21 protein-coding genes and 1 riboswitch are annotated in these 25,133 nt (G+C 36.5%); of the genes, 1 reads left to right on the top strand and 20 read right to left on the bottom strand.

Translation table 11 applies throughout. The features are described from left to right. The first annotated feature begins 127 nt into the window (after positions 1 to 127). Positions 128 to 784, top strand: coding sequence for a potassium channel family protein (locus I5818_RS06365; RefSeq protein WP_078109840.1), 657 nt, complete (start codon positions 128 to 130; stop codon positions 782 to 784). Between the two features lie 53 nt (positions 785 to 837). Here I5818_RS06365 and I5818_RS06360 read toward each other — a convergent pair whose 3' ends face one another. From I5818_RS06360 to I5818_RS06265, 20 genes are all read right to left on the bottom strand, one after another. Further along, on the bottom strand, positions 838 to 1,602 hold the full coding sequence (locus tag I5818_RS06360; RefSeq protein WP_078109839.1) for a DUF4931 domain-containing protein: 765 nt from the start codon (positions 1,600 to 1,602) through the stop codon (positions 838 to 840). Positions 1,603 to 1,685: 83 nt separating this feature from the next. After that, complete coding sequence (locus tag I5818_RS06355; protein WP_313902941.1) at positions 1,686 to 2,864, bottom strand: PDZ domain-containing protein; 1,179 nt, start codon at positions 2,862 to 2,864, stop codon at positions 1,686 to 1,688. Between the two features lie 338 nt (positions 2,865 to 3,202). After that, positions 3,203 to 4,657 carry a S41 family peptidase gene (locus tag I5818_RS06350; protein ID WP_071976509.1) on the bottom strand — a complete coding sequence of 485 codons (1,455 nt, stop codon included), beginning with the start codon at positions 4,655 to 4,657 and terminating at the stop codon, positions 3,203 to 3,205. Between the two features lie 309 nt (positions 4,658 to 4,966). Then, positions 4,967 to 5,962: a homoserine dehydrogenase gene (locus tag I5818_RS06345; RefSeq protein WP_078109837.1), complete on the bottom strand. Its 996-nt coding sequence runs from the start codon at positions 5,960 to 5,962 to the stop codon at positions 4,967 to 4,969. A gap of 50 nt (positions 5,963 to 6,012) precedes the next feature. Then, a complete protein-coding gene (locus tag I5818_RS06340) occupies positions 6,013 to 7,308 on the bottom strand; it encodes an O-acetylhomoserine aminocarboxypropyltransferase/cysteine synthase family protein (protein WP_058002925.1) in 1,296 nt (431 codons plus the stop codon). A 190-nt stretch (positions 7,309 to 7,498) separates the two neighbouring features. After that, a riboswitch (SAM riboswitch) is annotated at positions 7,499 to 7,611 on the bottom strand. Between the two features lie 193 nt (positions 7,612 to 7,804). Further along, a complete protein-coding gene (locus I5818_RS06335) occupies positions 7,805 to 8,944 on the bottom strand; it encodes a trans-sulfuration enzyme family protein (RefSeq protein ID WP_078109836.1) in 1,140 nt (379 codons plus the stop codon). Positions 8,945 to 9,096: 152 nt separating this feature from the next. Continuing rightward, positions 9,097 to 10,542, bottom strand: coding sequence for a cardiolipin synthase (gene cls, locus I5818_RS06330; RefSeq protein WP_078109835.1), 1,446 nt, complete (start codon positions 10,540 to 10,542; stop codon positions 9,097 to 9,099). A gap of 160 nt (positions 10,543 to 10,702) precedes the next feature. Beyond that, entirely contained in the window at positions 10,703 to 12,004 is a 1,302-nt protein-coding gene (locus I5818_RS06325; RefSeq protein ID WP_078109834.1) for a murein hydrolase activator EnvC family protein, read from the bottom strand. Between the two features lie 88 nt (positions 12,005 to 12,092). After that, the gene (ftsX, locus tag I5818_RS06320; protein ID WP_078109833.1) at positions 12,093 to 12,977 is read right to left on the bottom strand and encodes a permease-like cell division protein FtsX; all 885 of its coding nucleotides are present in this window, start codon (positions 12,975 to 12,977) and stop codon (positions 12,093 to 12,095) included. Further along, positions 12,967 to 13,653, bottom strand: coding sequence for a cell division ATP-binding protein FtsE (gene ftsE, locus I5818_RS06315; protein WP_058002930.1), 687 nt, complete (start codon positions 13,651 to 13,653; stop codon positions 12,967 to 12,969). Before ftsE ends, ftsX begins: the two co-directional genes overlap by 11 nt. A gap of 346 nt (positions 13,654 to 13,999) precedes the next feature. After that, complete coding sequence (gene cccB / locus I5818_RS06310; protein WP_235849594.1) at positions 14,000 to 14,377, bottom strand: cytochrome c551; 378 nt, start codon at positions 14,375 to 14,377, stop codon at positions 14,000 to 14,002. A gap of 404 nt (positions 14,378 to 14,781) precedes the next feature. Further along, a protein-coding gene (gene prfB / locus I5818_RS06305; RefSeq protein ID WP_139254915.1) for a peptide chain release factor 2 occupies positions 14,782 to 15,883 on the bottom strand; the annotation gives its coding sequence in 2 pieces (ribosomal slippage) (positions 14,782 to 15,810 and positions 15,812 to 15,883; 1,101 coding nt in all). 79 nt (positions 15,884 to 15,962) lie between these two features. After that, a complete protein-coding gene (gene secA, locus I5818_RS06300; protein ID WP_078109831.1) occupies positions 15,963 to 18,476 on the bottom strand; it encodes a preprotein translocase subunit SecA in 2,514 nt (837 codons plus the stop codon). Positions 18,477 to 18,922: 446 nt separating this feature from the next. Then, complete coding sequence (locus I5818_RS06295; protein ID WP_218958354.1) at positions 18,923 to 19,345, bottom strand: hypothetical protein; 423 nt, start codon at positions 19,343 to 19,345, stop codon at positions 18,923 to 18,925. Positions 19,346 to 19,477: 132 nt separating this feature from the next. Further along, a complete protein-coding gene (locus I5818_RS06290; RefSeq protein WP_078109830.1) occupies positions 19,478 to 20,011 on the bottom strand; it encodes a chromate transporter in 534 nt (177 codons plus the stop codon). Beyond that, positions 20,008 to 20,568: a chromate transporter gene (locus tag I5818_RS06285; RefSeq protein ID WP_078109829.1), complete on the bottom strand. Its 561-nt coding sequence runs from the start codon at positions 20,566 to 20,568 to the stop codon at positions 20,008 to 20,010. Before I5818_RS06285 ends, I5818_RS06290 begins: the two co-directional genes overlap by 4 nt. A 133-nt stretch (positions 20,569 to 20,701) precedes the next feature. Next, positions 20,702 to 22,306, bottom strand: coding sequence for a gamma-glutamyltransferase family protein (locus I5818_RS06280; RefSeq protein WP_209391935.1), 1,605 nt, complete (start codon positions 22,304 to 22,306; stop codon positions 20,702 to 20,704). A 419-nt stretch (positions 22,307 to 22,725) separates the two neighbouring features. Then, complete coding sequence (locus I5818_RS06275; protein ID WP_078109827.1) at positions 22,726 to 23,175, bottom strand: Lrp/AsnC family transcriptional regulator; 450 nt, start codon at positions 23,173 to 23,175, stop codon at positions 22,726 to 22,728. A 144-nt stretch (positions 23,176 to 23,319) separates the two neighbouring features. Beyond that, on the bottom strand, positions 23,320 to 23,871 hold the full coding sequence (gene hpf / locus I5818_RS06270) for a ribosome hibernation-promoting factor, HPF/YfiA family (RefSeq protein ID WP_071976520.1): 552 nt from the start codon (positions 23,869 to 23,871) through the stop codon (positions 23,320 to 23,322). A gap of 204 nt (positions 23,872 to 24,075) precedes the next feature. Further along, a complete protein-coding gene (locus I5818_RS06265; RefSeq protein ID WP_078109826.1) occupies positions 24,076 to 25,074 on the bottom strand; it encodes a phosphotransferase enzyme family protein in 999 nt (332 codons plus the stop codon). Positions 25,075 to 25,133 lie beyond the last annotated feature (59 nt).

The raw sequence follows: 25,133 nt of genomic DNA, 5'->3' as shown, positions 1-25,133 counted from the left end.
AAAAGCTGTAGTCTCCATAAGAATCACTTGAATCCTTTATTGGGTGCAAAAGTCACCAGTTGGGCTTTTACAAATGCAACAAACTACACAAAAACAGCTATTTATTTTTAATTAGGTGGGAAATTTTATGCCAAAACAATACGCAGTGATTGGACTTGGAAGGTTCGGATCAGCCATTGCACAAGCACTTTATTCAGCAAATAATGAAGTTCTTGGCATCGATATTAATGAAGATCGAATTGATGAGCATCAAGACATTGTCAGCCATGCCATTATTGCAGATTCAACGGAAGAGTTAAGCATGCGAAACATAGGAATACGAAATTTTGATACGGTTATTGTCTCGATTGGCGATAATATGCAAGCCAGTATATTAACTGTCGTAATCTTACATGAACTAGGTGTTAAGCATATCGTTGCAAAAGCTCTTAATAAGCATCATGGAATTGTTTTATCAAAAGTTGGGGCAACTGAAGTCGTCTATCCAGATCGAGATATGGCATTACGAATTGCTCATAAACTAATGACTCCAAATATTATCGATTATATCGAACTATCAGAGGAATACAGTATTGAAGAAGTAAAGATACCTGATGCATTAGTAGGACAATCACTTATCGATCTAGACATCCGTGCTAAATACAATGTCAACATCATTGCGATCCGACATGCTAATGGGAAAATGGCAATCGCCCCAGAGCCAAATGATCAATTAAAGCTACATGACATAATCATTGTGATTGGAAAAAACAATGATATTAAACGAATGGCAAAATTTAAATAACCCTTTACCTTAATAATACAAATAAGTCCTATACTATTTATTAAGCATAGGACTTATAATTTATAGATGCTTTTTATTCGGTCTACAATTTCATCTAAATTACTTGCGACCTGTGGTATCGAATATCCTACAAATAGAGGGGGGGTAATGTATCTAGGAATAATTTTACAAGCTATCTGCCCATCTATTTGATAGAAAAAAAGATTGTAGCTTTCACATTTAAAATGACTATGATGAAGAATGTAATGTACGGCTAATTGAATATAATCCGCCATGATCTGCAAATCTTTAAGATCGTGCAAAAGAACATTATATTCAAAAAAGCCCATTCTTGGTTTGTTTGAGAGATTGAACTCTACACTTGATTGACTTGCTATTTCAATCCCCATAAAATCAGCTTTATTTATATTATGTTGATAATTGATATTCCGAAGTCCAACAATTTGCATATGGGGATGACGGATTGTCCCTCCTGATAACGGACCATGATTTTTGAAGAAAATGACAGAAGTGTATTTTCCGCTATTTACCATCTCCAACCAATGATGAACACCAAAATCTATCAATTGATAAAGATGTTCTTTCGTATATAAAGATAGATCCGATTGACATTGGTCTGTTTCTATTAATACTGTTTGAAAAGTATCCTTTAGTGTTGCATATTTATTTTTCAATAATATGATCGTATCTTGTTGTGCCAGTATGTTTTCTAGTTGATCCACCTGACAAAAGGGACATTGTGTCTCATGATTATTTATTGTTTTTGGCTTTTGTGAACCTATATTTTGTAGAAATTCTAAGTGTGTAAACTGACTCATACTCCACCTCTAATTTTTTTAGTGACACAAAGGAACCATATCAGATTGACATGGTTCCTTTGAGAGAATGATAGAAAATAAGACTAAGATGCTTCATTGCCATTCCACTTTTTCTTATCCTCAATTGTCAATATCCCTAACTCATGATGATCTCCCTCGAATAACGCACCTTGAACAAAGCGAATTTCTCCGTTCACATCAAAAACTTCTAATTTACAATACGCACGATTTTTTTGAAGAGCTTTATAAAACTCATTCTTATTAAGTGTTATTTGTCCATTGCATTTATAAATAATCTCTCCCATTTGCAGCCCTAATTTCTCGGCTGGTGAAAAAGGAATAATGGCTAATACCATAAGCCCTTTTTTCTGAGGAGTGAAATAATAGGTTGCTGAATTTTCGCGGACTCGATGACGGTAAGAAATCCATCCTCTTCCTAGTATCGCAATAATAACAGCTGCAATGGAAAAGATAGACCACCACATACCAGCTATTGCAATTGCTAAAGCAATAATACCAAGCCATATAACATTCATACCAATCCGCTTAACCGCTATTTGTGGTAATGTGCTTTGGATTTGTTGTTGGAAGCCAATAGCAAATGGGATAAGAATGAGTGAATAGGATGTAGTACCAAAGTCAAAGGTCGGCCACCACTCAAAAGGAGCAGTCATAGGCCCAACAGGAAGGAAGCAAAAAACCGGTATCAACCATATTCTTTTTACTTGATGCGCTCCTACAGTTAATCCACGACGACTTTCTCGAAGAATCGGTGAAAATTTCTTTGTTCCATTCCGAACCATTTGAATCCCTTCAACAATCAGCAGTATACCAAGTATTACGATAAATCCTGACAAACTACTGTCTGATGGATGTTCAGATAATATTGGAAAATCCCAATTCATTTCGCTAGCTAAAAATAATAGGATAAACGAAAAACCAATTGTAAATGCAGAAGATAGATAGCGAAAATTTCCAATAAGGCTAAGTACGATGGTTATAATAGCAAGTACAGCAATCATTGAAAAAGAAATAACAAAACCACTGCTAATCGTAATCAAAGATACAATTAATCCTATTAATAAACCTGCTGGTAATAGATAGCGCAATTCTTGATATATATCATATACACGAATATGGAAATCATTCCGTTCTTTTTTTACTCGAACAATCCCTGCAAGAATAGCCAAAAAGATCGAATAATAGAAGATCGGATGAAGAAAGAACTTCCCTATTCCTTTTAGGATTTCAATTAACCACACCTGACTCAAATTCTTCCACCACCTTACCAAGTACAATCTATTATTCTTATTTTAGCAGATTGTTCGCATAAAACCTATGATCAGTTTTATATTAAGCTCTTTTCCTAAACATTATTGCTATTTTAGGTTAATCATTAACTAATGAATATAGGTTGAAGACTAACCCTTCTATGTCACTGTATAATCCATAAAGTCGCTTAAGTATTTACTAGGTTTAAATATCGCTAGGAGGGCTATTACTAAAACAACAATCTATATTAAATATCGATTGATCGGTTAGGTGGTAAAGAAATGTATGACTGATTGAATCTCCTTCAAAATAAATAGATACTTAGATACTATTGAAAGTATTTTAATGCAACTTGTAATTGAAGATCATTTTTTTCATCCTTAATTGCTGAGATAATTTCTTCTTCTAATCGTTGAGCTGTTTTCACATCAAGCTCTCCTGTAGCAGGTAGGCTTACTTGATTCTGAAAGGCTCTTACCGCTGTTTTTGTTTTTTGATTATAATAACCATCACTACGACCCGGTGAATATCCGAGACCATCAAGCATTTTCTGTGCAATTTTAACTTGCTCATTATTCATATCAGGCTTCAATGTTTCCTCAACCTCTAATGGATGAATATAAAAATAATCTGGTTGTTTCATTTCGATTGTAGGTTGAATTCCCTTATGATGAATCCAATTTCCGTTTGGTGTAAGCCATTTATACATTGTTAATTTTATTGTGCTTCCATCTCCCATTGGAACGGCATCCTGAACTGTTCCTTTTCCAAATGTTTTTTCACCAATTAATGTATACCCTTCTGCTTCCTTCAATGCACCTGCAAGAATTTCCGATGCTGATGCACTCCCCTCATCTACGAGGACAGCAATCGAATACGGTTTACTTTTCTCCAGGTTTGAGTAGTAGGGTAGCTTCTCACCATCCCGCTGTTGGATTTGATAATAAGGCTTTTGGCTCGTTACAAGTGTATCTAAAATCTCTTGAACACTAAGCAAAAGCCCTCCCGGATTTCCTCTTACATCAATAATTAACCCTTTCATATTTTGTTTTTCAAGTTTTTTCAATTCTCTTTTAAAATCTTTTGCCGTATCTTTGGAAAACTGCGTGATCTCAATATAACCAATCGGTTTATTCCCTTCATACTTTATACTTGCAAATACTGTTTCCATCGGGATTTCATCACGCTTCACCTTAAATTGAAGGGCCTTACTAACTCCTTCCCTCTTAATATCAAGCGTTACTGTCGTTCCTTTTTTTCCGCGAATCTTTGTTGTAGCTTGATACAAATCCAGACCTTCAATACTTTCCCCATCGATTTTGATAATTTCATCTTTCGGTTTTAACCCCGACTTTTCTGCAGGGGAATTTTTATATGGGGAAACAATTAGGATTTTTCCATCTTTTGCGGTTACCTCTGCTCCAATTCCTTCAAATGAAGATTCTAATGTTTGATTGAATTTGGAAGCTGTTTTGGCATCCATATATATCGAGTATGGATCATCTAAAGTACTCACCATACCTTGTATTGCCCCTTCAACTAGTTGTTGATCATCCACTTCCTCAACATAAGAACCTTTGATGAGATTATACGCTTGGGCGATTTTCGCTAAATCTGGAAGGGATTGCCCCTTGCTATTTGTAGATTCCAGAAAATGCTCGTCCTTTGATTGTTCATTTATTTGAACATCCTCTGCTTCAAACCATTTCATTCCGACATATGTTCCACTTGCACCTGTTATTAATGCACCTGAGACCATCACTGCCATCCATTTCCGTTTCATAAGCGTCCCCCTCTCTTAAAAAGCATGCTGACGGATCCTTCCGCTAAGGGAGTAAGATTGGTTCCGCATAGTTTGTAAGCCTATTCTTCAATATATGTGAGAAAAGGACGAGTTATGAAACTTTCATAACCAGGATATTCAACAAATCCAGTCGTGCACCTTAATCAGCCCTCGACAAGTACTCATATTCTTAAAATCAACAACTACATTATTGGTTTCTTGATCTCAGAGGTGGGCTAGGCGATAGATAAAAAGTATTTCTAAATAGTTGTCATTTTCTAAATAAAAAAACTGGCGAAGTCGCCAGTTTTACATTTGCAATGCAGGGATTTTCTCCTGTAACTGTTGGTGTTGGACTATTTCAGCAAAGTCCTCAATCATCGCACTCGCTGTAGGCATTTTCCCAGCTCCAGGTCCTTGTAATGTAATATTTCCAACCAAGCTTGCTTCTAGTGCAATGGCATTTTCGACACCTTCAATCCAGTACAGTGGGTGATTACTGTCAACAATAATCGGCTTCACAGAAGCTTTTATCAGCTTGCCTTCTTTATAAATCTCCGCAATATGTTTATATCTTTGACCTTGATGCTCTTTTTCTTCTATTTGTTGCTGGGAAATCGAAGTGATTCCTTCAATTTTCACTTCAGACCAGCATGGCTGTTCACCAAATACAAGTTGACTTAATATCATTAATTTACAAAAGGCATCTTTTCCACTAATATCATTCGTCGGGTCAGCCTCCGCATAGCCTTTTTGCTGTGCTAAATGAAGAGCTGCCTCGAATGACAACTTGTTCTCTCTCATTTTTGTCAAAATAAAATTTGAGGTGCCATTTAGTATCCCTTGAACCTTTGTAATTCGATTAACTTGCAGCAATCGTTGGATGGTTCTTATAATTGGAACCCCACCAGCCGTTGTTGCTTCAAATGCAAGTTTTACATTCCGTTGCTTTGCTTTATGAATTAATTCCTGCCCATATTTTGCAAACATGACCTTATTAGCTGTAATCACATGGATGCCCTTATCAATTGCCTGCTTCAAATACGTGTAACCTGGTTCCTCTCCTACAATCGCTTCAAAAACTACATCCAAATCACGTATATTAAGAATCTCTTCGAAATCTGTTGTGACAAGTATATTCGACTCAATGTCTCTCTTTTTATTTTTATCCCGAATCAATACCGCAACAATTTCCACCCTTACTCCCAGCAGTTCATTAAGCTGCTGTTGATGGGAGTGAATTGCAGTATAGACACCTTCACCAACCGTTCCAAAACCTAAAAGCGCTGCCTTTATGACTGACATTAAGAAATCCCCCTTATTCGCCTGACCGACTGTGCAAAAATTTACTATTTCTATACTGTGACGCTTGTTGCTTTTACAATCGCTTGATCTAAATCTGCTGTTAAATCCTCTACTGCTTCCAAACCGACCGAAAGGCGAATCAGTTCCTCTGTTACACCTGTTAGTTTAAGATCCTCTGCATTAAGCTGTTGATGGGTAGTAGATGCAGGATGGATAATTAAAGATTTTGCATCCCCCACATTTGCAACATGAGACCATAATTTTATCTCATCGATGACTTTTCTTCCTACTTCCCGACCACCTTTAATCCCAAAGTTGACAATGGAACCAAATCCACCTTTGAAATATTTAGTTGCAAGCTCATATGATGGATGTTCCTCTAGTCCTGTATAATTAACCCAAGCAACGGCAGGATGATCTTGTAAAAACTGGGCAATCTTCAATGCATTTTCATTATGCTTTTGTACACGTAGATGTAATGTTTCAAGACCTTGTAATAATAAGAATGCACTATCAGGACTTAAGCTAGCACCGAAATCACGCAATAACTGCACACGAAGCTTTGTGGCAAATGCTGCTTGAGGCACATCAATACCATATCGAAGGCCATGATAACTTTCATCTGGCTCTTTAAAATAAGGGAATTTATCACTATTCCAATCAAATTTACCACCATCAATCACGACACCGCCGATTGTCGTTCCATGTCCGCCAATCCATTTAGTAGCGGAATGAACTACAATATCAGCACCCCATTTTATTGGATTAGAAAGATATGGAGTTCCGAAAGTATTATCTATGATCAACGGGATTCCGTTTTCATGGGCAACATTTGCTACTGCCTCAACATCTAAAACATGTAGGCTTGGATTGCCAATAATTTCTGCAAAGAGAGCTTTCGTTTTCGGAGTGATTGCTTCCCGAAAATTTTCCGGATCAGTTGCATCAACAAATTTCACTTGAATCCCATATCTAGGAAGCGTCGTTGCAAAGAGATTAAAAGTCCCGCCATAAAGATTTCCAGCAGCGATAATTTCATCTCCTGCACTAGCAATATTTAAAATAGAAAAAGCAATGGCGGCCATCCCTGATGAAAGTGCAACAGCTGCTGTTCCCCCTTCCAAAAGGGCAATACGCTGCTCAAATACATCAACCGTTGGATTGCCAATTCTTGTATAAATATAGCCAGGTTGTTCAAGGGCAAATAACCCTTGGGCATGATCTGTATCTTTAAAAACATAGGATGTCGTCTTATAAACCGGAACAGCCCGTGAACCTGTCGTTGGATCAGGCTGCTGTCCCCCATGAAGTAATAACGTTTCTGGTTGATAGTTTTCATTTGTCATTTTGAATTCCTCCTAGATCTTTTTATTATTCAGGTGAGGCTAAATAACATTCAATGGCTAATAACATTAAGCCGCTTAAACTAGGTAAGGTTCATTGAGTAATTCCTCTGTTGTGGGATTTGAGAAGTATGGAATGAGGGGAAACAAAAAACCCTCTTCATAAGAAGAGGGCTTATTATATCAGTTCCTCCCCTTATCTTTCAGATCTAATTGATCTGTAGGAATTAGCACCTTTTCAAGCACGAATGCTTGAAGGTTGCCGGGCTTCAAAGGGCCTAGTCCCTCCGCCGCTCACGATAAGAGTGATTATTAAATTTAGAAAATTTTAAATTGCTCTTGTTTTGCATTATAAAAGATGGATGAATAGTTCGTCAACCTTTTTTCTATTAAAAAAACTTTTTAGTGGATATTTCTTTCATCCCTTTAAAACAGCCGCTAAGTGAAAAGGCATGACTTTTTATCAAAGTAGCAAACGATACTAAACTTGATACCAATCTTATAATGCGGCTTCTATCGCACGCTTAAATTGCTTAATAATATCTGCTGAATCTTCTATTCCTACCGAAATGCGAATAACCCACTGATTGATTCCTATGCTTTCTTGCTCCTCTAAAGTAAGACTGCGATGAGATGTTCCAAACGGATAGGATACAGTTGTTTCCACTCCTGCTAATGTAGGAACAAGTTTTACCCAACCTAAAGAGGAAAAAAACTGATGAATATCTACAGCTTCTCCTAATTCAATGGTAACTATCGCACCATTTCCCTTAGTTGATAGATTTTCTGGATAGTAAACTCTTTTTACATTGGAATGATTCGTTAGGCTTTCTGCTAACAATTGAGCATTAGTTGCTTGGCGCTCCATTCTTAATGCAAGTGTTTTTAACCCTCTACTAGTAAGCCATGCTTCAAAGGGACTTAAATTTGTACCCAAATTAACTACCTTTTGTCTTGCTTTTGCCATCAATGTTTCTGTTCCAACAATTACGCCAGCGGTTACATCACTATGCCCACCTATATATTTCGTTGCGCTATGAGCCACAATATCCACTCCGTCGATAAACGGCTGCAATAAATATGGAGTTGCGAATGTATTATCTACCATTGTGCAAAGCTGAAATTCCTTTGCGATTCGAACCAATTCAGTCACGTTTTCTATCCGTAAAAATGGGTTGGTTACTGTTTCGGAATAAAGAAGCTTTGTATTCGATTGAATCGCCTTTCGAATCATTGAAGCATCTTTAAAAGGGATAAATGTGGTTTCAATTCCAAGTTCCTTTAATTCGTGTTTTAATAAATGATGGGTTCCGCCATATATATCATCTGCCGCAACAATATGATCGCCAGCAGAGGCGACAGCTAATATCCCTGCTAAAATAGCGGAGAGTCCTGAGGATGTAGCAACACCATCAGGTGCACCTTCTAATCTTGCAACAGCTTGTCCTAATTCATCTGTATTTGGGTTACCAGTCCGGGAGTAGAGATATGGAATATTCCCTTGATAAAACTCTTCTAATGCCTCCAATGATTGAAACGTAAATGCAGAGGTCTGATATATTGGTGTTGTTTTACTATGTATATTCGAGGTATTTATTAAAGAATTATGTACAATTGCTGTTTCAAATGATTTCTCCATTAAATTAGCACCCCATATCCATTTAGTTATGTAATTGACACTAAAGTTAAAATATTTTAAATTGTACGCCTTCTGTAGACTTTTGTCAAAATCAGTTTACAAACAACAAAAAGAGGGCTACCCATTTCTCGGGCAACCCTCTTTTCGTAACGTTATAAAATCGGAGATAATAATCTAGAAATGGACTCCTTAAAACGAATCCATTTCGGACGTAATAGATATTCTTCTAATGTTAATTCCTTTGATTTTCCCATATCATCCATGTATATTTTTTCGAGTTTCTTTGAAATATGATGACTATATAAAAATGCATTAACCTCAAAATTTAATCGGAAACTTCGATTATCAATATTTGCTGTTCCGACAGTCGCAATTTTCCCATCGACCACTAACATTTTCGCATGAATGAATCCATTATCATAAATATAAACCTTTGCACCAGTTTTCAATAGCTCACCTACATAGGAATAGGTTGCCCAATACACAAACATATGATCCGGCTTATTAGGGATCATTAACCTTACATCGACACCAGATAGAATAGCAATTTTTATAGCATTTAATAAACTATCGTCGGGGATAAAGTAAGGTGTTTGCATGAAAATATACTTTTTGGCAGAATTGATCATTTTAATATAACCATTTTTAATTTGTTCCCATTCTGAATCAGGACCACTAGATACAATTTGAACATCGGTGTAACCTATAGATGGAATGTCAGGGAAATATCTTCCCTCATACCTGATTTCTTTTGATGAAGCCTGATTCCAATCAAGAATAAAGCGTGTTTGCATAGCATACACAGCTTTTCCAGTAATTTTCAAATGAGTATCACGCCAATATCCGAATCGCTTATTTAAACCTAGATATTCGTCACCAATATTGAAACCACCGATATAACCAATATTTCCATCAATAATGGCTAACTTTCTATGATTGCGAAAATTTACTCGCAAATTAAGCATCGGGATTTTAGCTGGGAAGAATGAAGCGACTTGGCCCCCTGCATCGATTAGTGACTTAAAGAATTTACGCGGTAGTCTTCTTGAGCCCATATCGTCATAAACGAAACGAACAGTTACCCCCTCTTTCGCCTTAATCGTCAGCAGTTCTACGAGCTTCTGACCTAATAAATCATCACGAACGATGTAGTAGAGTAAATGGATATGATCCTTTGCCTTTCTTATATCCTCAAAAAGCGATTGAAATTTGTCATCCCCATCAATAAAAATTTCTACATCATTGTCATGGGACATAACCGCATCATCATTAACAAGAAGCATATAAACAAGTTCTTTATATTGAACAGTACGTTCATCATGGAAAGGAAATTTATTATTTCTGAGCATATCTATTTGGCGCTGAGATATTTCTTTTATCCCAATTTTCTCCTGATCTTTCCAATAAAAAATTCTTCTTCTGCTTAAATTTTGTCCAAAAATTAAATATATAATAAATCCAGCAACAGGTATGAAAAGTAAAACTAACAACCACGCCCAAGTTGCCCCTATATTTCTCCGTTCTAGAAATATAACGATACCTGATAAAATAAAATTTAAAATGAAGAAGAATGCTAACAAAATCGTAAGAATTGTCATCCTGAACTCCTTTAACAAGATCCCATATTTCTCGAATAAATAAACTCACCAGTATCATACCATATAAAGTTATCTCAGGCACCATTTACACATTTAATAAGTTTTTATACATGTATTATACATAAAAAAGCCACATCATTATTGATGTGACTTTTAATCTTTAGAAGCTGATATAGTTTCTAGGGTTAACTGCATTTGAGTGGGATGCTGTCCATGGACCGACATAGAATTCAAAATGTAAATGTTGGCCATAGGCTTGTCCAGTACTTCCCATGTATCCGATGATTTGTCCTTTATGAACAGGAGTTGAATCCCCAACAAGACGCGAACTCATATGTGCATAAACCGTTGTGTAAATTTGTCCATTAACTGAGTGCGTAATAAAGATAGCATTCCCGTAGCTTGAAGAAAAGTATGATCTTGTAACTACTCCATCACCTGCTGCGACAATTGGAACAGTGCCTCCCTTAGCAATATCAATCCCAGAATGGAATCCATCTGCATCAAAGGAACGATTACCAAATTCCGAAGAAATATATCCTTGTGCAGGTCTCATAAATGAACCAGATGAAACCGGTGGTGTATCTGAGGAACTACCTCCACCAGAATAAGAGTGCTGACTCTGCTGCTGCTGTCTTTGTCTTTGTCTTTGTTTTTCAAGTCTCTCTTGTTCTGCGATTCGATCTTTTTCTAATTTTATCGCCTTTTCAATTGCAGATTTTTGCGCTGATAAAATCGATTGCTCTTCTTCTAAAGAGAGTTTATCATTTTCAAGCTGCTTCTTTTGCTTGCCAAGCTCTTTCATAATTTGATTCTTACGAGCTTTTTGTTGATTCATTTCAATCTTCATTGATTGTAATTTAGCTTGCATTTCTTCAAGGGTTTTTAGCTTCTTCTCAACATCTGCTTGTTTCTTCTCTAATTCAGCCTGATCTTTTTTCTGTTCTTCAATAATTTGTTTATCCGCATTTACTAATGTCGTAACAGCAGACATTCGATCTAATAAATCGGCAAAACTGTCTGATCCTAAAATCACATCTAAAAAGTTAACGGAACTTCCACCATTTGTCTGAATGGCACGAGCACGTTGATCTAATAATTGATTTCTTTCTTCGATTCGTTTTTTCAAGACACTGATTTCTGTTTTTAATTTGTCAATAGCTTGTTGAGCTTCTTTAATTTGTTGTTGTTTTTCTTGAATTTGCTCATCTGTAGTCGCAATTTTAATATCTAATGAGGCTAATTCATTTTCTAGTGTATTTTGCTTACCTTGTATTTCCTTAATGCCTTCATCTTTTTCATTAATATCAGATTTAATCGTTGAGCTTTTCGATTCAACATTCTTTTTTTGATTCTGTAAGTCTGATAGTTTCGAAGCAAATGCATCCGATTGGTAAGCGAGTACACTGCCAATTCCAAGAACAGATGCTAAAGTAATTGAAAGTAGTGAACGTCTCTTCAACCTTAATCCCCCTTAAAAAATTTCTATATATGTATATCTAGACTGTCTGAAGTAATGCTTAACAGACAGTCTATAAAAATGGTCTATTTTATATTTTTAAGAAACGACGAATGGACATCGTACTTCCCCAAATACCAATTAAAATCCCCATCAATAAGAGTAAACCAGTAACTTCAAATACGAATGGACTGAAATCCAGGATTTGTATTAATTGACTTTGTAACCTTGGTGCTAAGAAACTATGCAAGTAGTAATAGCCAACAGTAATAATGAGAATTGGCAGAATAGAACCAATAACACCTAACCACAGACCTTCCATTAAAAATGGCCAGCGTATAAACCAATTGGTTGCCCCTACTAATTTCATAATCTCAATTTCTTTTCGTCTAGCAAAAATGGTAATTTTAATCGTATTTGAAATAAGGAACATAGCTGTAAATAGTAAACCAATTACAAGAACTAGTCCAACATTTCTACTAATTTTTAAGACATTAAATAGTTTTTCAACTTTCCCTTCGCCATATTTGGCTGATTCCACATGATCAAATTTCTCTATTTGATTCGCCACGGATGGCGTATCTGTAGGTTTCTTCGTTTTTACGATAAATACGTCATACAGAGGATTCTTTTGCTCAAAAAGCTCCATATCTTTCCCCATCGTCTTAATTAAGCTTTGAAGTTCCTCTTCTTTGGATGAAAATTTAACAGACTCTACTTGGCTTAAATTTTCAATTTTTTGTTTAAGGGCTTCTTGATCCTGTGCTTTTGCCGTTAAGTCGATATGAACTCGAACTTCTACATCATTTTCAATATCAGAAGCAATTTTATTCATATTCATCATAATGACGAAGAATACGCCTACTAGTAAAAGTGTTATAGTCACCGCACTGGCTGATGCAAACATCATCCACCCATTACGTCCTAAGCTCTTAAAACTCTCACGAAGATGCCGCCCGGCCGTTCTAGCTTTCATAACCGTAATCCCCCCGTTGTTCATCGCGGACAATGCGACCGCCCTCAATGGCAATCACTCGGTGTCTGATCGTATTCACGATTTCCCGATTATGTGTCGCCATTACGACAGTTGTCCCACGCGAGTTAATTTCTTGTAGTATGTTCATGATTTCCCATGATGTTTCAGGATCGAGGTTTCCGGTAGGTTCATCTGCAATAACCACTTGAGGAGTATTGATAATTGAACGTGCAATCGACACCCTCTGCTGCTCTCCTCCAGATAATTCTGTTGGCAGCATTCTTGCTTTATGTTTCAAGCCAACTAAGTTTAAAACATCCATTACTCGTTTTTTTATTTTACTTTGCTGCTCTTCAATTACCTCAAGTGCAAACGCTACATTTTCGAAAACAGTCAGTGTAGGTAAAAGCTTAAAGTCTTGGAATACAACACCTATTTGTCGACGGAAATAAGGTATACGACTATTTTTTAATTTACTTAAATTAACTCCGCTTACAACGATGCTTCCTTCTGTCGCTTTTTCCTCACGATACATCATTTTTATAAAGGTAGACTTGCCTGCTCCACTAGGTCCAACGACATAGACGAATTCTCCCTGTTTAATTTGGATATTCAAATTATTAGCGGCAATAATCCCATTTGGATATTTTTTATATACATTTTGCATTTCAATCATTTAATCACCTATACTTTGCGGATGTTTACAGTAGATATCCACTTTTATTTTGCCATAATATTTAGTAAAAACGTCATCTTTCGCAGTTCAATCGAATACTGACGGATCCTATCGAATTTAATCACAAACCTATTATAACATCATAAACCCCAATGTTAATGGTAAATTATATTACATTTATATTTCAGAGCTTGATTTTTCTATAAAAATTATACCTAATTCTTTCAAAAGTTCGCTATTTTTCTCAAAGAAAAATTAGTAAAAAAGTTCTATAATTTCCGATATTTTAGTCTAAGCATGAAAAAAACCTGATGACGAGTTTCGACATCAGGTTTTTAAGAGTGTTTTATTTTTTAGATGCTAACCATCCGGCAACTGCGTCAGCATCATCACCAGAAAGAAGTCCTCCAGGCATTGTACCTTGATCACCTGTTTTACCATTCTTAATGATATCAAGAATTTCATCTTTATTATATTTTGATCCAACCTTTGTTAAATTAGGACCAACTCCACCTTCAAGGTTTCCACCATGACAGCTTGCACAGTTTTGGCTAAAGAGTTTTTCAGCATCTCCAGCATTCGCTGTATCGGTTGTTGTCTTTTCATTTGTTGTTGTGTCATTATTCTTTGTTGTGTCTTTGTTATTATCTTTGTCAGTACCACAAGCAGCCAACCCGAATGCTAGTGTAAAAATCATAACAATTCCTAGTAGTTTTTTGACCACTTCATTCAACCTCCTTGATTTTTGGAAAATAAATCCTATACTTTAACTATATACCTTCCTATTAGCTTTTGAAACCTTTCCCCTTTAGCTAATATGATGCCAAACCGTGACAAATACAGTGATATCAAGGTTTTCGCTAATTGTATCAACTTTATGAACTCTCTTTGAGAATCACAACAATGTCAGATATCCCTCTATTTTAATTTTTTACAGATTGACTAAGCTTTGATAATACTATCGCGCTAACCCTGCACAAAAAGAGTCCACTAAAACCTTTATGATGATAGTTTTATCATACGGGGGTTGTTTTTATTCAAGATTATTTAGAAATAAAGTAAAAATGAAAGATTTTGTTCACATAAATAAACAAATCCTTCACCTAAAAGGCAAAGGATTTTTATGGATTAAGATATACGTGAACGTAAATAAGCATTGATGAAATTATCAAGATCTCCGTCCATAACTGCCTGAACATTACCAACCTCTGTGTTCGTACGATGATCCTTCACCATTGAATATGGATGGAAAACATAGGATCTAATTTGACTTCCCCAACCAATTTCTTTTTGCTCACCACGAATTTCTGCAAGTGCTTTTTCTTTTTCTTCAATCTCGCGTTGATATAATTTTGCTTTTAGCATTTTCATTGCTTGCTCACGGTTTTTAATTTGTGAACGTTCAGATTGACATGTAACAACTACTCCTGTAGGAATATGTGTTATACGTACAGCCGAATCAGTAGTGTTAATGTGCTGTCCTCCAGCACCGCTCGCACGATACGTATCAATTTTAATATCTTCCGTACGAATTTCGATTTCGATTTCATCGTCAAATTCGGGCATTACTTCACAGGACACAAATGATGTATGGCGACGTCCAGACGAATCGAAAGGAGAAATCCTTACAAGGCGATGGACTCCTTTTTCCGCTTTCAAATAACCATAAGCATTATGTCCTTTTATTAATAATGTGACACTTTTAATACCTGCTTCATCACCAGGTAAGTAATCCAATGTTTCCACTTTAAAGCCTTTTTTCTCTCCCCAGCGGGTATACATACGAAGAAGCATAGAACCCCAATCCTGTGATTCTGTCCCTCCGGCACCTGGATGAAGCTCTAATATCGCATTATTTTTATCATATGGTTCACTTAGTAATAGCTGAAGCTCAAATTGATTCAAACGGTCAACTAAATTCGTTAATTCTGTTTCCAATTCTTTAAACAGCTCAGGATCATTTTCTTCTTTCACAAGGTCATGTGTTAATTCGAGATTTTCTTGTATATCAAGTAGATCCTTATATTCATTAACCATATCTTTGAGACCATTTGCCTCATTAATTATTGATTGTGCTCCTTGCTGATCATTCCAAAAATCTGGTTCAAGCATTCTTTCATCGAGCTCTGCAATCCGTGCCTCTTTGTTTTCTAAGTCAAAGAGACCCCCTAAAGTCCGCTAGTTTTTTAGCTGTATTTTCAAGTTCAGATCTTATTTCAAATAATTCCATTTTTTATCACCTCAGAAGTAAATTACATAGGACAGGTATGCTTCACCTGTCCTGTTGATATATAGTTCATTAATTATAGTTACGCGTTTTTCCCATGGCATTGTTTATATTTCTTACCGCTGCCACATGGACAAGGATCGTTACGCCCGACATTAACAGTTTTCTTAATTGGCTTTTTCTTTACCGTTTCCCCGTCTTCTTTCGGGTTAACAGCTTGCCCCTTAGCGACTTCCTCACGTTGAAGGTTATTGCGAATTTCCGCTTTCATTACATAGCGAGCCGTATCATCTTCAATCGCAGCAACCATGTTTTCAAACATCGCAAAGCCTTCACTTTGATATTCGCGTAATGGGTCAACCTGTCCATATGCACGTAAATGAATCCCTTGTCTTAAATGATCCATTGCATCAATATGATCAATCCATTTTGAATCCACTGCACGTAACAGAATAACCTTTTCAAACTCACGCATTTGTTCAGGCGTTAATGACTCTTCCTTCTCATCATAACGAGCTTTCACCTTTTCCATAATGAGATCGACCATTTCCTCAGGATCTTTACGACGTAATTGTTCAATGGTTATATCACCTTCTTGTAAAAGATTCGCATTGACGAAATCAATTATTCCTTGAAGATTCCAATTATCTTCATCTTCATTGCTTGGTGTATACAATTGGACATTACGTTCGATAACCGACAAGATCATTTTTTCAACGATTTCACGTAAATCCTCAGAATTTAAGACTTCATTCCGCTGATTATAAATAATCTCACGTTGCTGTCTTAATACATCATCATATTGTAGTAACTGTTTCCGTGAGTCAAAGTTATTACCTTCTACACGTTTTTGGGCAGATTCAACCGCTCTAGAAACCATCTTACTTTGAATCGGTTGTGAATCATCCATACCTAAACGCTGCATCATGTTTTTCATATTATCAGATCCGAAGCGTCGCATTAATTCATCTTCCATGGAAAGATAGAATTGGGTAACCCCTGGATCTCCTTGACGACCTGAACGTCCACGCAACTGATTATCAATCCGGCGGGATTCATGGCGCTCTGTACCAATTACAGCAAGACCACCAAGCTCTTTTATGCCTTCACCAAGCTTAATATCGGTTCCACGACCAGCCATATTGGTAGCAATCGTTACAGCGCCTTTTTGCCCTGCCTCTGCAATGATTTCTGCTTCACGCTCATGGTTCTTCGCATTTAATACATTATGACGGATCCCTTTTTTCGTTAATAGCTTCGAAATCAATTCCGATGTTTCAATAGCAACCGTACCGACAAGAATCGGTTGGCCCTTTTTATGTCGTTCATGAATATCCTCGACAACTGCCCGGAATTTCCCTTCCATGCTTGCATAAATTAAATCGGGTCTGTCATCACGAGCAATCGGCTTATTCGTTGGAATGACGATAACTCTCATATTATAAATGTTGCGGAATTCCTCTTCTTCTGTTTTAGCTGTACCTGTCATACCTGCAAGTTTTTCATACATACGGAAGTAGTTTTGGAAGGTAATCGTAGCCATTGTCATACTTTCATTTTGAATTTCAACAGCTTCTTTCGCTTCGATTGCTTGATGCAAGCCATCACTAAAGCGTCGACCTTTCATCATACGACCAGTGAATTGATCGACAATCACAATCTCACCATCTTGAACAACATAATCGACATCTAAATGCATACTCACATTTGCCTTTAATGCCTGATTAATATGATGGTTAAGGGTTACATGTGAAATATCAAAAAGATTTTCAATTCCAAAAGCACGTTCAGCTTTATTCATACCTTCTTCAGTTAATTGAACACTTTTTGTTTTTTCATCATAGGTGTAGTCTTCTTCTTTTTTTAATGTACGGACGAAAGCATTTGCTTGAATATACAGTGAAGTAGACTTTTGTGCCTGCCCAGAAATAATCAGCGGTGTTCTCGCTTCATCGATTAAGATCGAGTCGACCTCATCAATTACTGCGAAATGCAATGGACGCTGTACACGCTGCTCTTTATAAAGAACCATATTATCACGCAGATAATCAAAGCCTAATTCATTATTAGTACCATACGTAATATCTGCTGCATAGGCTTCTTGCTTTTCTTCACTTGACATACTGTTCAGGTTTAAGCCAACCGTTAATCCTAGGAATTCATATAATTCACCCATCTCAGTAGCATCACGGCTCGCTAAATATTCGTTCACGGTTACAACGTGGACTCCTTTTCCAGATAGAGCATTTAAATAAACAGGCATTGTTGCAGTTAAGGTTTTACCTTCCCCTGTCTTCATCTCAGAGATATTTCCTTCATGTAAGGAAATCCCTCCCATTAATTGCACATGGTATGGATAAAGTCCAAGCACACGACGTGCACCTTCACGAACTACAGCAAAGGCTTCAGTTAATAAATCATCTAATGTTTCTCCGTTTTGATAGCGTTGTTTAAATTCTTCTGTTTTTTCTCTTAGTTGGTCATCTGACAGCTTTTCCATATCGGAGGCTAACTCTTCAATTTGTTGTGCCATCTTATCAAGACGTTTGATTTCACGTTTATTTGCATCAAAAACTTTTTCTAAAAAAGCAACCATTTAGTAAACGCTCCTTTATATCTAAAATGTAAGGGATTTGTAATGTTAAATATATGTAGATTTTTACTAACATATCTACAGTTTCCTTTTTGAATAAATCCTCTTACAATACATCCAAATTTTTATACTAATTGAATTTTACCATTGTCTCCTATAAAGTGACAACTTATCAGCGAAAATGAACAATGATGTTCTTAGCTATCAGTACTCAAAACTTTGGAAAAATGGATAGTATTCACTAATTTGAAGGGACCATTTCATCTTCATAGATGTCAATCTGAGATAGAATCGAGAGAAGCGTGTAGAAACGGCTCGGCGATAAGGGAGAAGAAATAGAAATATGCTAGCAGTGGCTGCTAATACTTATCTGAGGACTATATTATCGCTATAAATAGAAAGGGGATGCTGAACCTAACGATCAGACATCCCCATCCACTTACATTCACTTATTTTTGTAATTCGATGCTTTTTAAAATATTTTGTCCATCTTCATTTGCAATGTATTCAAAAGTAATTTTGTCACCACTTTTGAACTGATCAAGATTTACATTTGATTCTAAAGTATCAAGAACTAATACTGCATCTGCAGTTTCCACTTCAATGGAGTGACCATCAGCTTGTCCATTGTATGTACCTTCAGCCTTCACAATGTTTTCATCAGAAGTGCCTTCTGTTTTTGATGAATTTTCTTCGGTTGTTGTTTGATTTTCATTTGTTGAATCTTCTTTATTCGTCACTTGATCTTGTTTTGCTGAAGTTTCTTCTTTTGTAGTTTCTTTTTCCTTACTTGAATCACTACTAGTTGTTGTTCCACAAGCAGCTAATGACAAAATAAGTAAACATCCTACTAAAATCTTCAAAAATTTCATTACACTTCACCCCATAGTTGTAGTCACCTCTAATCATACCAACCATAGAAAAATATTTAAAGACTTTTATGGTAATAGGCACCATTTACTCATCTTCTTACAACTTTATTCAAAGAAAATGATTAAATGGTGTCAGGAACCTAGGAAGATTGCCCCATACACGAGGGCACCACAGATAACATAGGCAGGACTAATCTTCCACTTTTCTAGTAATAGCAGACTGACCCCTCCAAGGAAGACCGTATGATAAATCCCGATGCCTTCATAGGAACTGGAAAAAAAGTCGATGGTCATGACGCCTAATAACACAGCAATAGCAGGCCGCACAAGCTTTGTCATGTTTTTTACTTTAGGAGATTCCTTAAATCTCAGTAACAAGCCTAAAAGGATAATTAATAATAGAATGGATGGGGCAACCGATGCGAATAATCCGACGAAAGCTCCGAAAATTCCTCCTTGCTGATAGCCGATAAATCCAGCTAACTTCGTCGCAATAGGGCCCGGCAATGCATTACCTAGTGCAACCATTTCACTAAATTCATGAACAGTGAACCAGCCATAGCGATCGACAACTTCATGCTCAAGAAGCGGAATCGACGCAGGTCCACCACCATACCCTAAAAAGTTAGCCATAAAATTTGCGACAAAAATTTTCCAATAGATCATGATGCCTTCACCTGCTTATCTTTCTGTTTCTGACGAGAAAATAAAGCAGCTACCAACAGTCCTACAATTAAAATAGCAGGATGCAAGCCAAGTATTTGCATGATAATGATACTAATCACAAGAACGATTATTGTAGATATCCATCCCATAGAGTTTTTGGATTTTTTGATAAAATCCCATGTTAATGCCCCCAGCATGACACCTGCTATTGGGACGACTGCTCGCGACATTCCTTGAACCCATGGCTTATCGTTATAAGCATGTAAGACCGTTAATAAAATGATCATCAAAATAACGGTTGGAATTACTGTAGCAATGACTGCGCACATCATTCCCCAAAAACCAGCAACTCTCCAGCCAATATATCCAGACATTTTTGTATTAATTGGTCCAGGCAATGTATTTGCAAGCGCAAGAATATCTGAAAAATCCTCGTCGTTCATCCATTTATAGTTTTCAACTACTTCCCTATGCATCAATGGAATGGCCGAAAGACCTCCGCCATATCCAAGCATTCCCGCTCGAAAAAACGCAATAAATATATCCCAATATACCAAAACAAATCACAATCCTTTAAACTTATTAAAACTAAAATAAAGAATAAAAAGTATACGAACTTCTTTATAAAAGTTATTATCTATCCATTAGATTAATCCTCTTCATAAAAACATATTATATTATAGCATTGTTTTACCATGCTGCGATTGCACCATCTGTCCTTGATTCCGTTCCACCCATTAATACTCCCGTTTGAGGATTCCGCCAAATAATTTGACCACGACCGAAACCACCAGTATCAGACGCTACTTGAATCTGATGCCCTTTTCTAATTAACGTTTGAACAAGATGATTGGGAAAATGAGGCTCAACCATCACTTTTTTTCCATCCATCCATTGCCAACGGGGAGCATCTAATGCTGCCTGAGGATTTAAATGAAAATCGACTGTACTCATCACTACTTGAAAATGCCCTTGTGGCTGCATGAATCCACCCATAACTCCGAACGGGCCAATCGCCTCATTCCCTTTTGTCAAGAAGCCTGGAATGATTGTATGATAGCATTTCTTTCCCGGAAGTAAGGCATTAGCATGTGCCCGTTCAAGAGAAAAATCGAACCCCCGATTTTGAAGACCAATCCCTGTTCCAGGAATGACAATACCGGAGCCAAATCCCATATAATTGCTTTGTATAAAGCTAACCATATTGCCTTCAGCATCAGCCGTCGCTAAATACACTGTTCCACCACTTGGCTGCTGGACAGGCTCAGGTGTGATCGCCTTATCATTAATTCGTAAACGATTGATATGTGCAAATTCATCAGACAATAAATATTCAGCTGAAATTTTCATATGCTTTTGATCTGTAATTACTTCCTTCGCTTCTGTAAATGCTAGTTTTATTGCTTCTATTTGTTTATGATACGTATCTATCGTATCTTTTTCAGTAAAATCAAAGTCTCTAACAATATTTAATGCCATTAAAGCAAGTAAGCCTTGCCCATTAGGAGGAATTTCCCACACATCATAGCCACGATAATTCGTTGAAATAGGATCTACCCATTCTGCTCGATAGTTCTCTAAATCCCCTTTTGTTAAGAATCCATCATATTTTTGAATAAACTCTACGATTTTTTCAGCAAGTTCACCGCGATAAAAACTTTCGGCATTCGTTTCTGCAATGGATGTTAAAGTGGCAGCGTGGCCAGGCGAACTCCACATCTCACCTATGTCTGGAGCTTTCCCATTTGGAGCAAACGTGTCAAACCATGGGTTAAACTGTTCCCCTTTTAAAACTTCCTTAAAATGTGTATATGCTAATTGCCAATACTTTCCTAAAACTGGTGTTAAAGGAAACCCTTCCTTGGCATAACGAATGGCTGGAGAAAACAGTTCTTTAAATGGTAATTTCCCGAATCTTTTTGAAAGCTCTAACCACGCAGATGGTACACCAGGCACAGTGATCGGGATAACCCCAAACTTTGGCATCCTCTCATATCCTTTAGCTTTGACAGCATCAATTGAGATAGCTGCTGGTGCTGGACCACTGCCATTTAGGCCATATAATTGACCATTCACCCACACAAGGGCAAAGGCATCCCCTCCAATTCCATTTGATGTAGGCTCTACTACTGTTAATGCAGCAGCAGTTGCAATCGCTGCATCAATCGCATTGCCTCCCTTTTGAAGAATTTCAAGGCCAGCCTGTGCGCCTAAAGGCTGTGAAGTTGCCACCATTCCTTTTCTTGCAAAAACAGTATTTCTCACTGATGAGTACGGTTGATATAGATGATCCATTTCCACTTATCCCACTCCCATAAAACCGTTAGTTTTCATTTACATTTGATTGTTAATTCTTTTATATGATTAACAAACGTAATTTTTTCACTTAATTATGATTATATAGAAAATTGAATCTAAACTCCATATAGTTTGGCTATTTTCTAGAAGTCTCTTTTCTCAAACATTGTTGCTATTAAGTAAAATTATAACGAATAAATATCAACTGAGGATCGCTACACGTTTCATTTGAACTGAGGAAAAGAGCTGCAAAATTCCATAAGAACCGCTGAAGCTTTGATTTAGTGTAAAAGCCACAAGTAGAGGGTTACCAAAGCAACATAATTTATGAAACAACTTATAATCTTATTCGTACTTTCATTTAGGTCATAGTATGAACACAAAAAAATGCCAGGATCTAGTTTCCTGGCATCATACTATAATTTAAGCCCGCTACGACTTTTAAATCTTCTCAAGAGGATATTGCTTTCAACCCGAGTGATTCCTTGTAATCCGTATAATTCATTATTGATAAAATTTTCTAAGCTTGAAAAATCGTCTACAAGGACATGCATATGAAGGGTGCTTGGGCCTGTCATTTGATAACAGCTAGCTACACTTTGGTGTTCAGCGAGCTTTTGCGCTACTTCTACTAAGAAAGCAGGTTCACAATCCACTTCAAAGAAGGCCGAAACATGTTTCCCTACTTTTTCAGAGTTAATAACGGCAGTAAACTTTTCAATTACCCCATTGTTCATTAATTGATTGACTCGCTCCCTAACTGCAACCCTAGATAAATTTAATTGCTTTCCAATATCTGCATAGGACATTCGACCATTATCAGTTAATAACTCCATGATTTTTCGGTCGGTATCATCGATCTTCATCTTCCCACCACTTTATTCAATTTCTTGCAAGCTCTATATTCTTTATCTGATCTTCTAAAAAAGTCTCTCTGAAAAAGGAAAAGGGGTCAGACCCCATACCACAATATATTAAAGTGATACATAGGGCCGGCCCCATACGACAGTTTACTTCGTTTCGATAAGACCATACTTTCCGTCTTTTCGACGATAAACAATATTCGTTTGATTCGTATCTGCATCTGTAAAGACAAAGAAGTTATGGCCTAACATATTCATTTGCAGAACCGCTTCTTCACTGTCCATTGGTTTGAGATCGAATTGTTTCGTTCTAACAACCTCAAGATCCCCATCATCCTCTACATCCGTTTGAGGACTTCCGTTTGTTGTAAAGAATTCCTTCGTATTTCCTTTTTCACGGAACTTGCGATTTACTTTTGTTTTATGCTTGCGAATTTGACGTTCTAATTTATCAACAATCAAATCAATAGCAGCATACATATCATTATTTATTTCTTCCGCTCTTAAGACTAATTGCGGTAGAGGAATGGTTATTTCAACTTTTGCCGTTTTATCTTGATATACTTTTAAATTTACATGTACATTTGCTTCTGGTACTTCGATAAAATATCGTTCAAGCTTACTTACCTTTTTCTCGGTATAATCCCGAATTGCTGGAGTTACCTCAATGTTTTCCCCACGAATGTTGTAGTTCATCATATGGAATCCTCCTTGTCATTTGGCCATATTTTCCCTCAGCTTGTCTTTCAATACTGAGTGAGAAATGATGCCTTATAATTAAAGCTATGTTTATATATTTCTATTATAACCGTCCAAATTCCTGCTTAAAACGAAAGATTTTTTTGTCGAATTTGTCATATTTGAAAAAGATTGTCGAATCACTTATTTTTTTGTCATAATTGATCATGTGAAAGATACATCTACAATAGCTACTTCATTTTCAATTCTTTCTCTTATTTCCTTTAACCAATGTAAAACACGTTCATTTCGATCTTCTGGTACTACTTTTTTATTAAAAACAGCATATAAATCAATATCCCGCAGTTTTAGGAATAGTGGCAGATTTGTAAGCCATTCCCTTGTAAGATGATTTTCTTCATCATATCCATCAAGGAAGGCATGCAAGAATTTTTTTGCGAACTGATTACGTTCCTCTCTTGTTCCATAAAAATGCTTTGAATTGGTTGCATAGTATAATGGAATGGCAATATCAGAAACAAAGTATTGATAGCTGGCATCATCGAAATCAAATACTTGAATCATTTCTCCATCATAAAAAAAATTACCATGATGAATATCCGTATGTATTAAGCCAAAGCTATTTCGTTCTTTCGGAAGTTCTTTTATGTTTTCAATAACTTTGTTTACCTTCCCTAGAAGCAACGCGTCTTCTCCAGTATAATATTTATCCAAATCAAGAAGATCATTTTCATCCCATTGGGCTCGTTGAACAATCCCTGGTGTTCGTACATAATCCTTCGTATATTTATGGATCCTACCAATGGTTTTTCCCCATTTGTAAAATAATTTTTCATTGAACGATGGACCATCAACTTTAACTGGTTGACCTAATGCCTTTTCAAACAAGCTGGCAAAGAAATAACTTTGATTACCTTCGAATGCTTCGACGGTATTGCCAACTGGAGAGGTAATTACATTAGGTATCTTAATCCCACAATTACATAAATATTGAATCCAATCAAGTTCAGATTCCAGTTCTTCCTTCGAACGATGGGAATGGTGGGTTACACGAAGTATCTTTGGTGCATGATTCTGATCATATACTTCAAAAACGTAATTTTCAAAATCGCCAAGCTTTTGGTAATCAGGTGTAAGTTTAAACCTTTTTAAGATTTCCTTCAAAACGGTTTCAGTAAATTGCATGTCAACCAATCGTTCCATATACCTTCCCCCAAAAATAAATCTAATTTTGAAAATTATAGCATATTACTCTATACTTT

The sequence above is a fragment of the Heyndrickxia oleronia genome (assembly GCF_017809215.1).
GTDB lineage: Bacteria > Bacillota > Bacilli > Bacillales > Bacillaceae_C > Heyndrickxia > Heyndrickxia oleronia.
The sequence above is the reverse complement of the archived record's forward strand: the minus strand, read 5'-3'. Positions and strand labels throughout refer to the sequence as shown.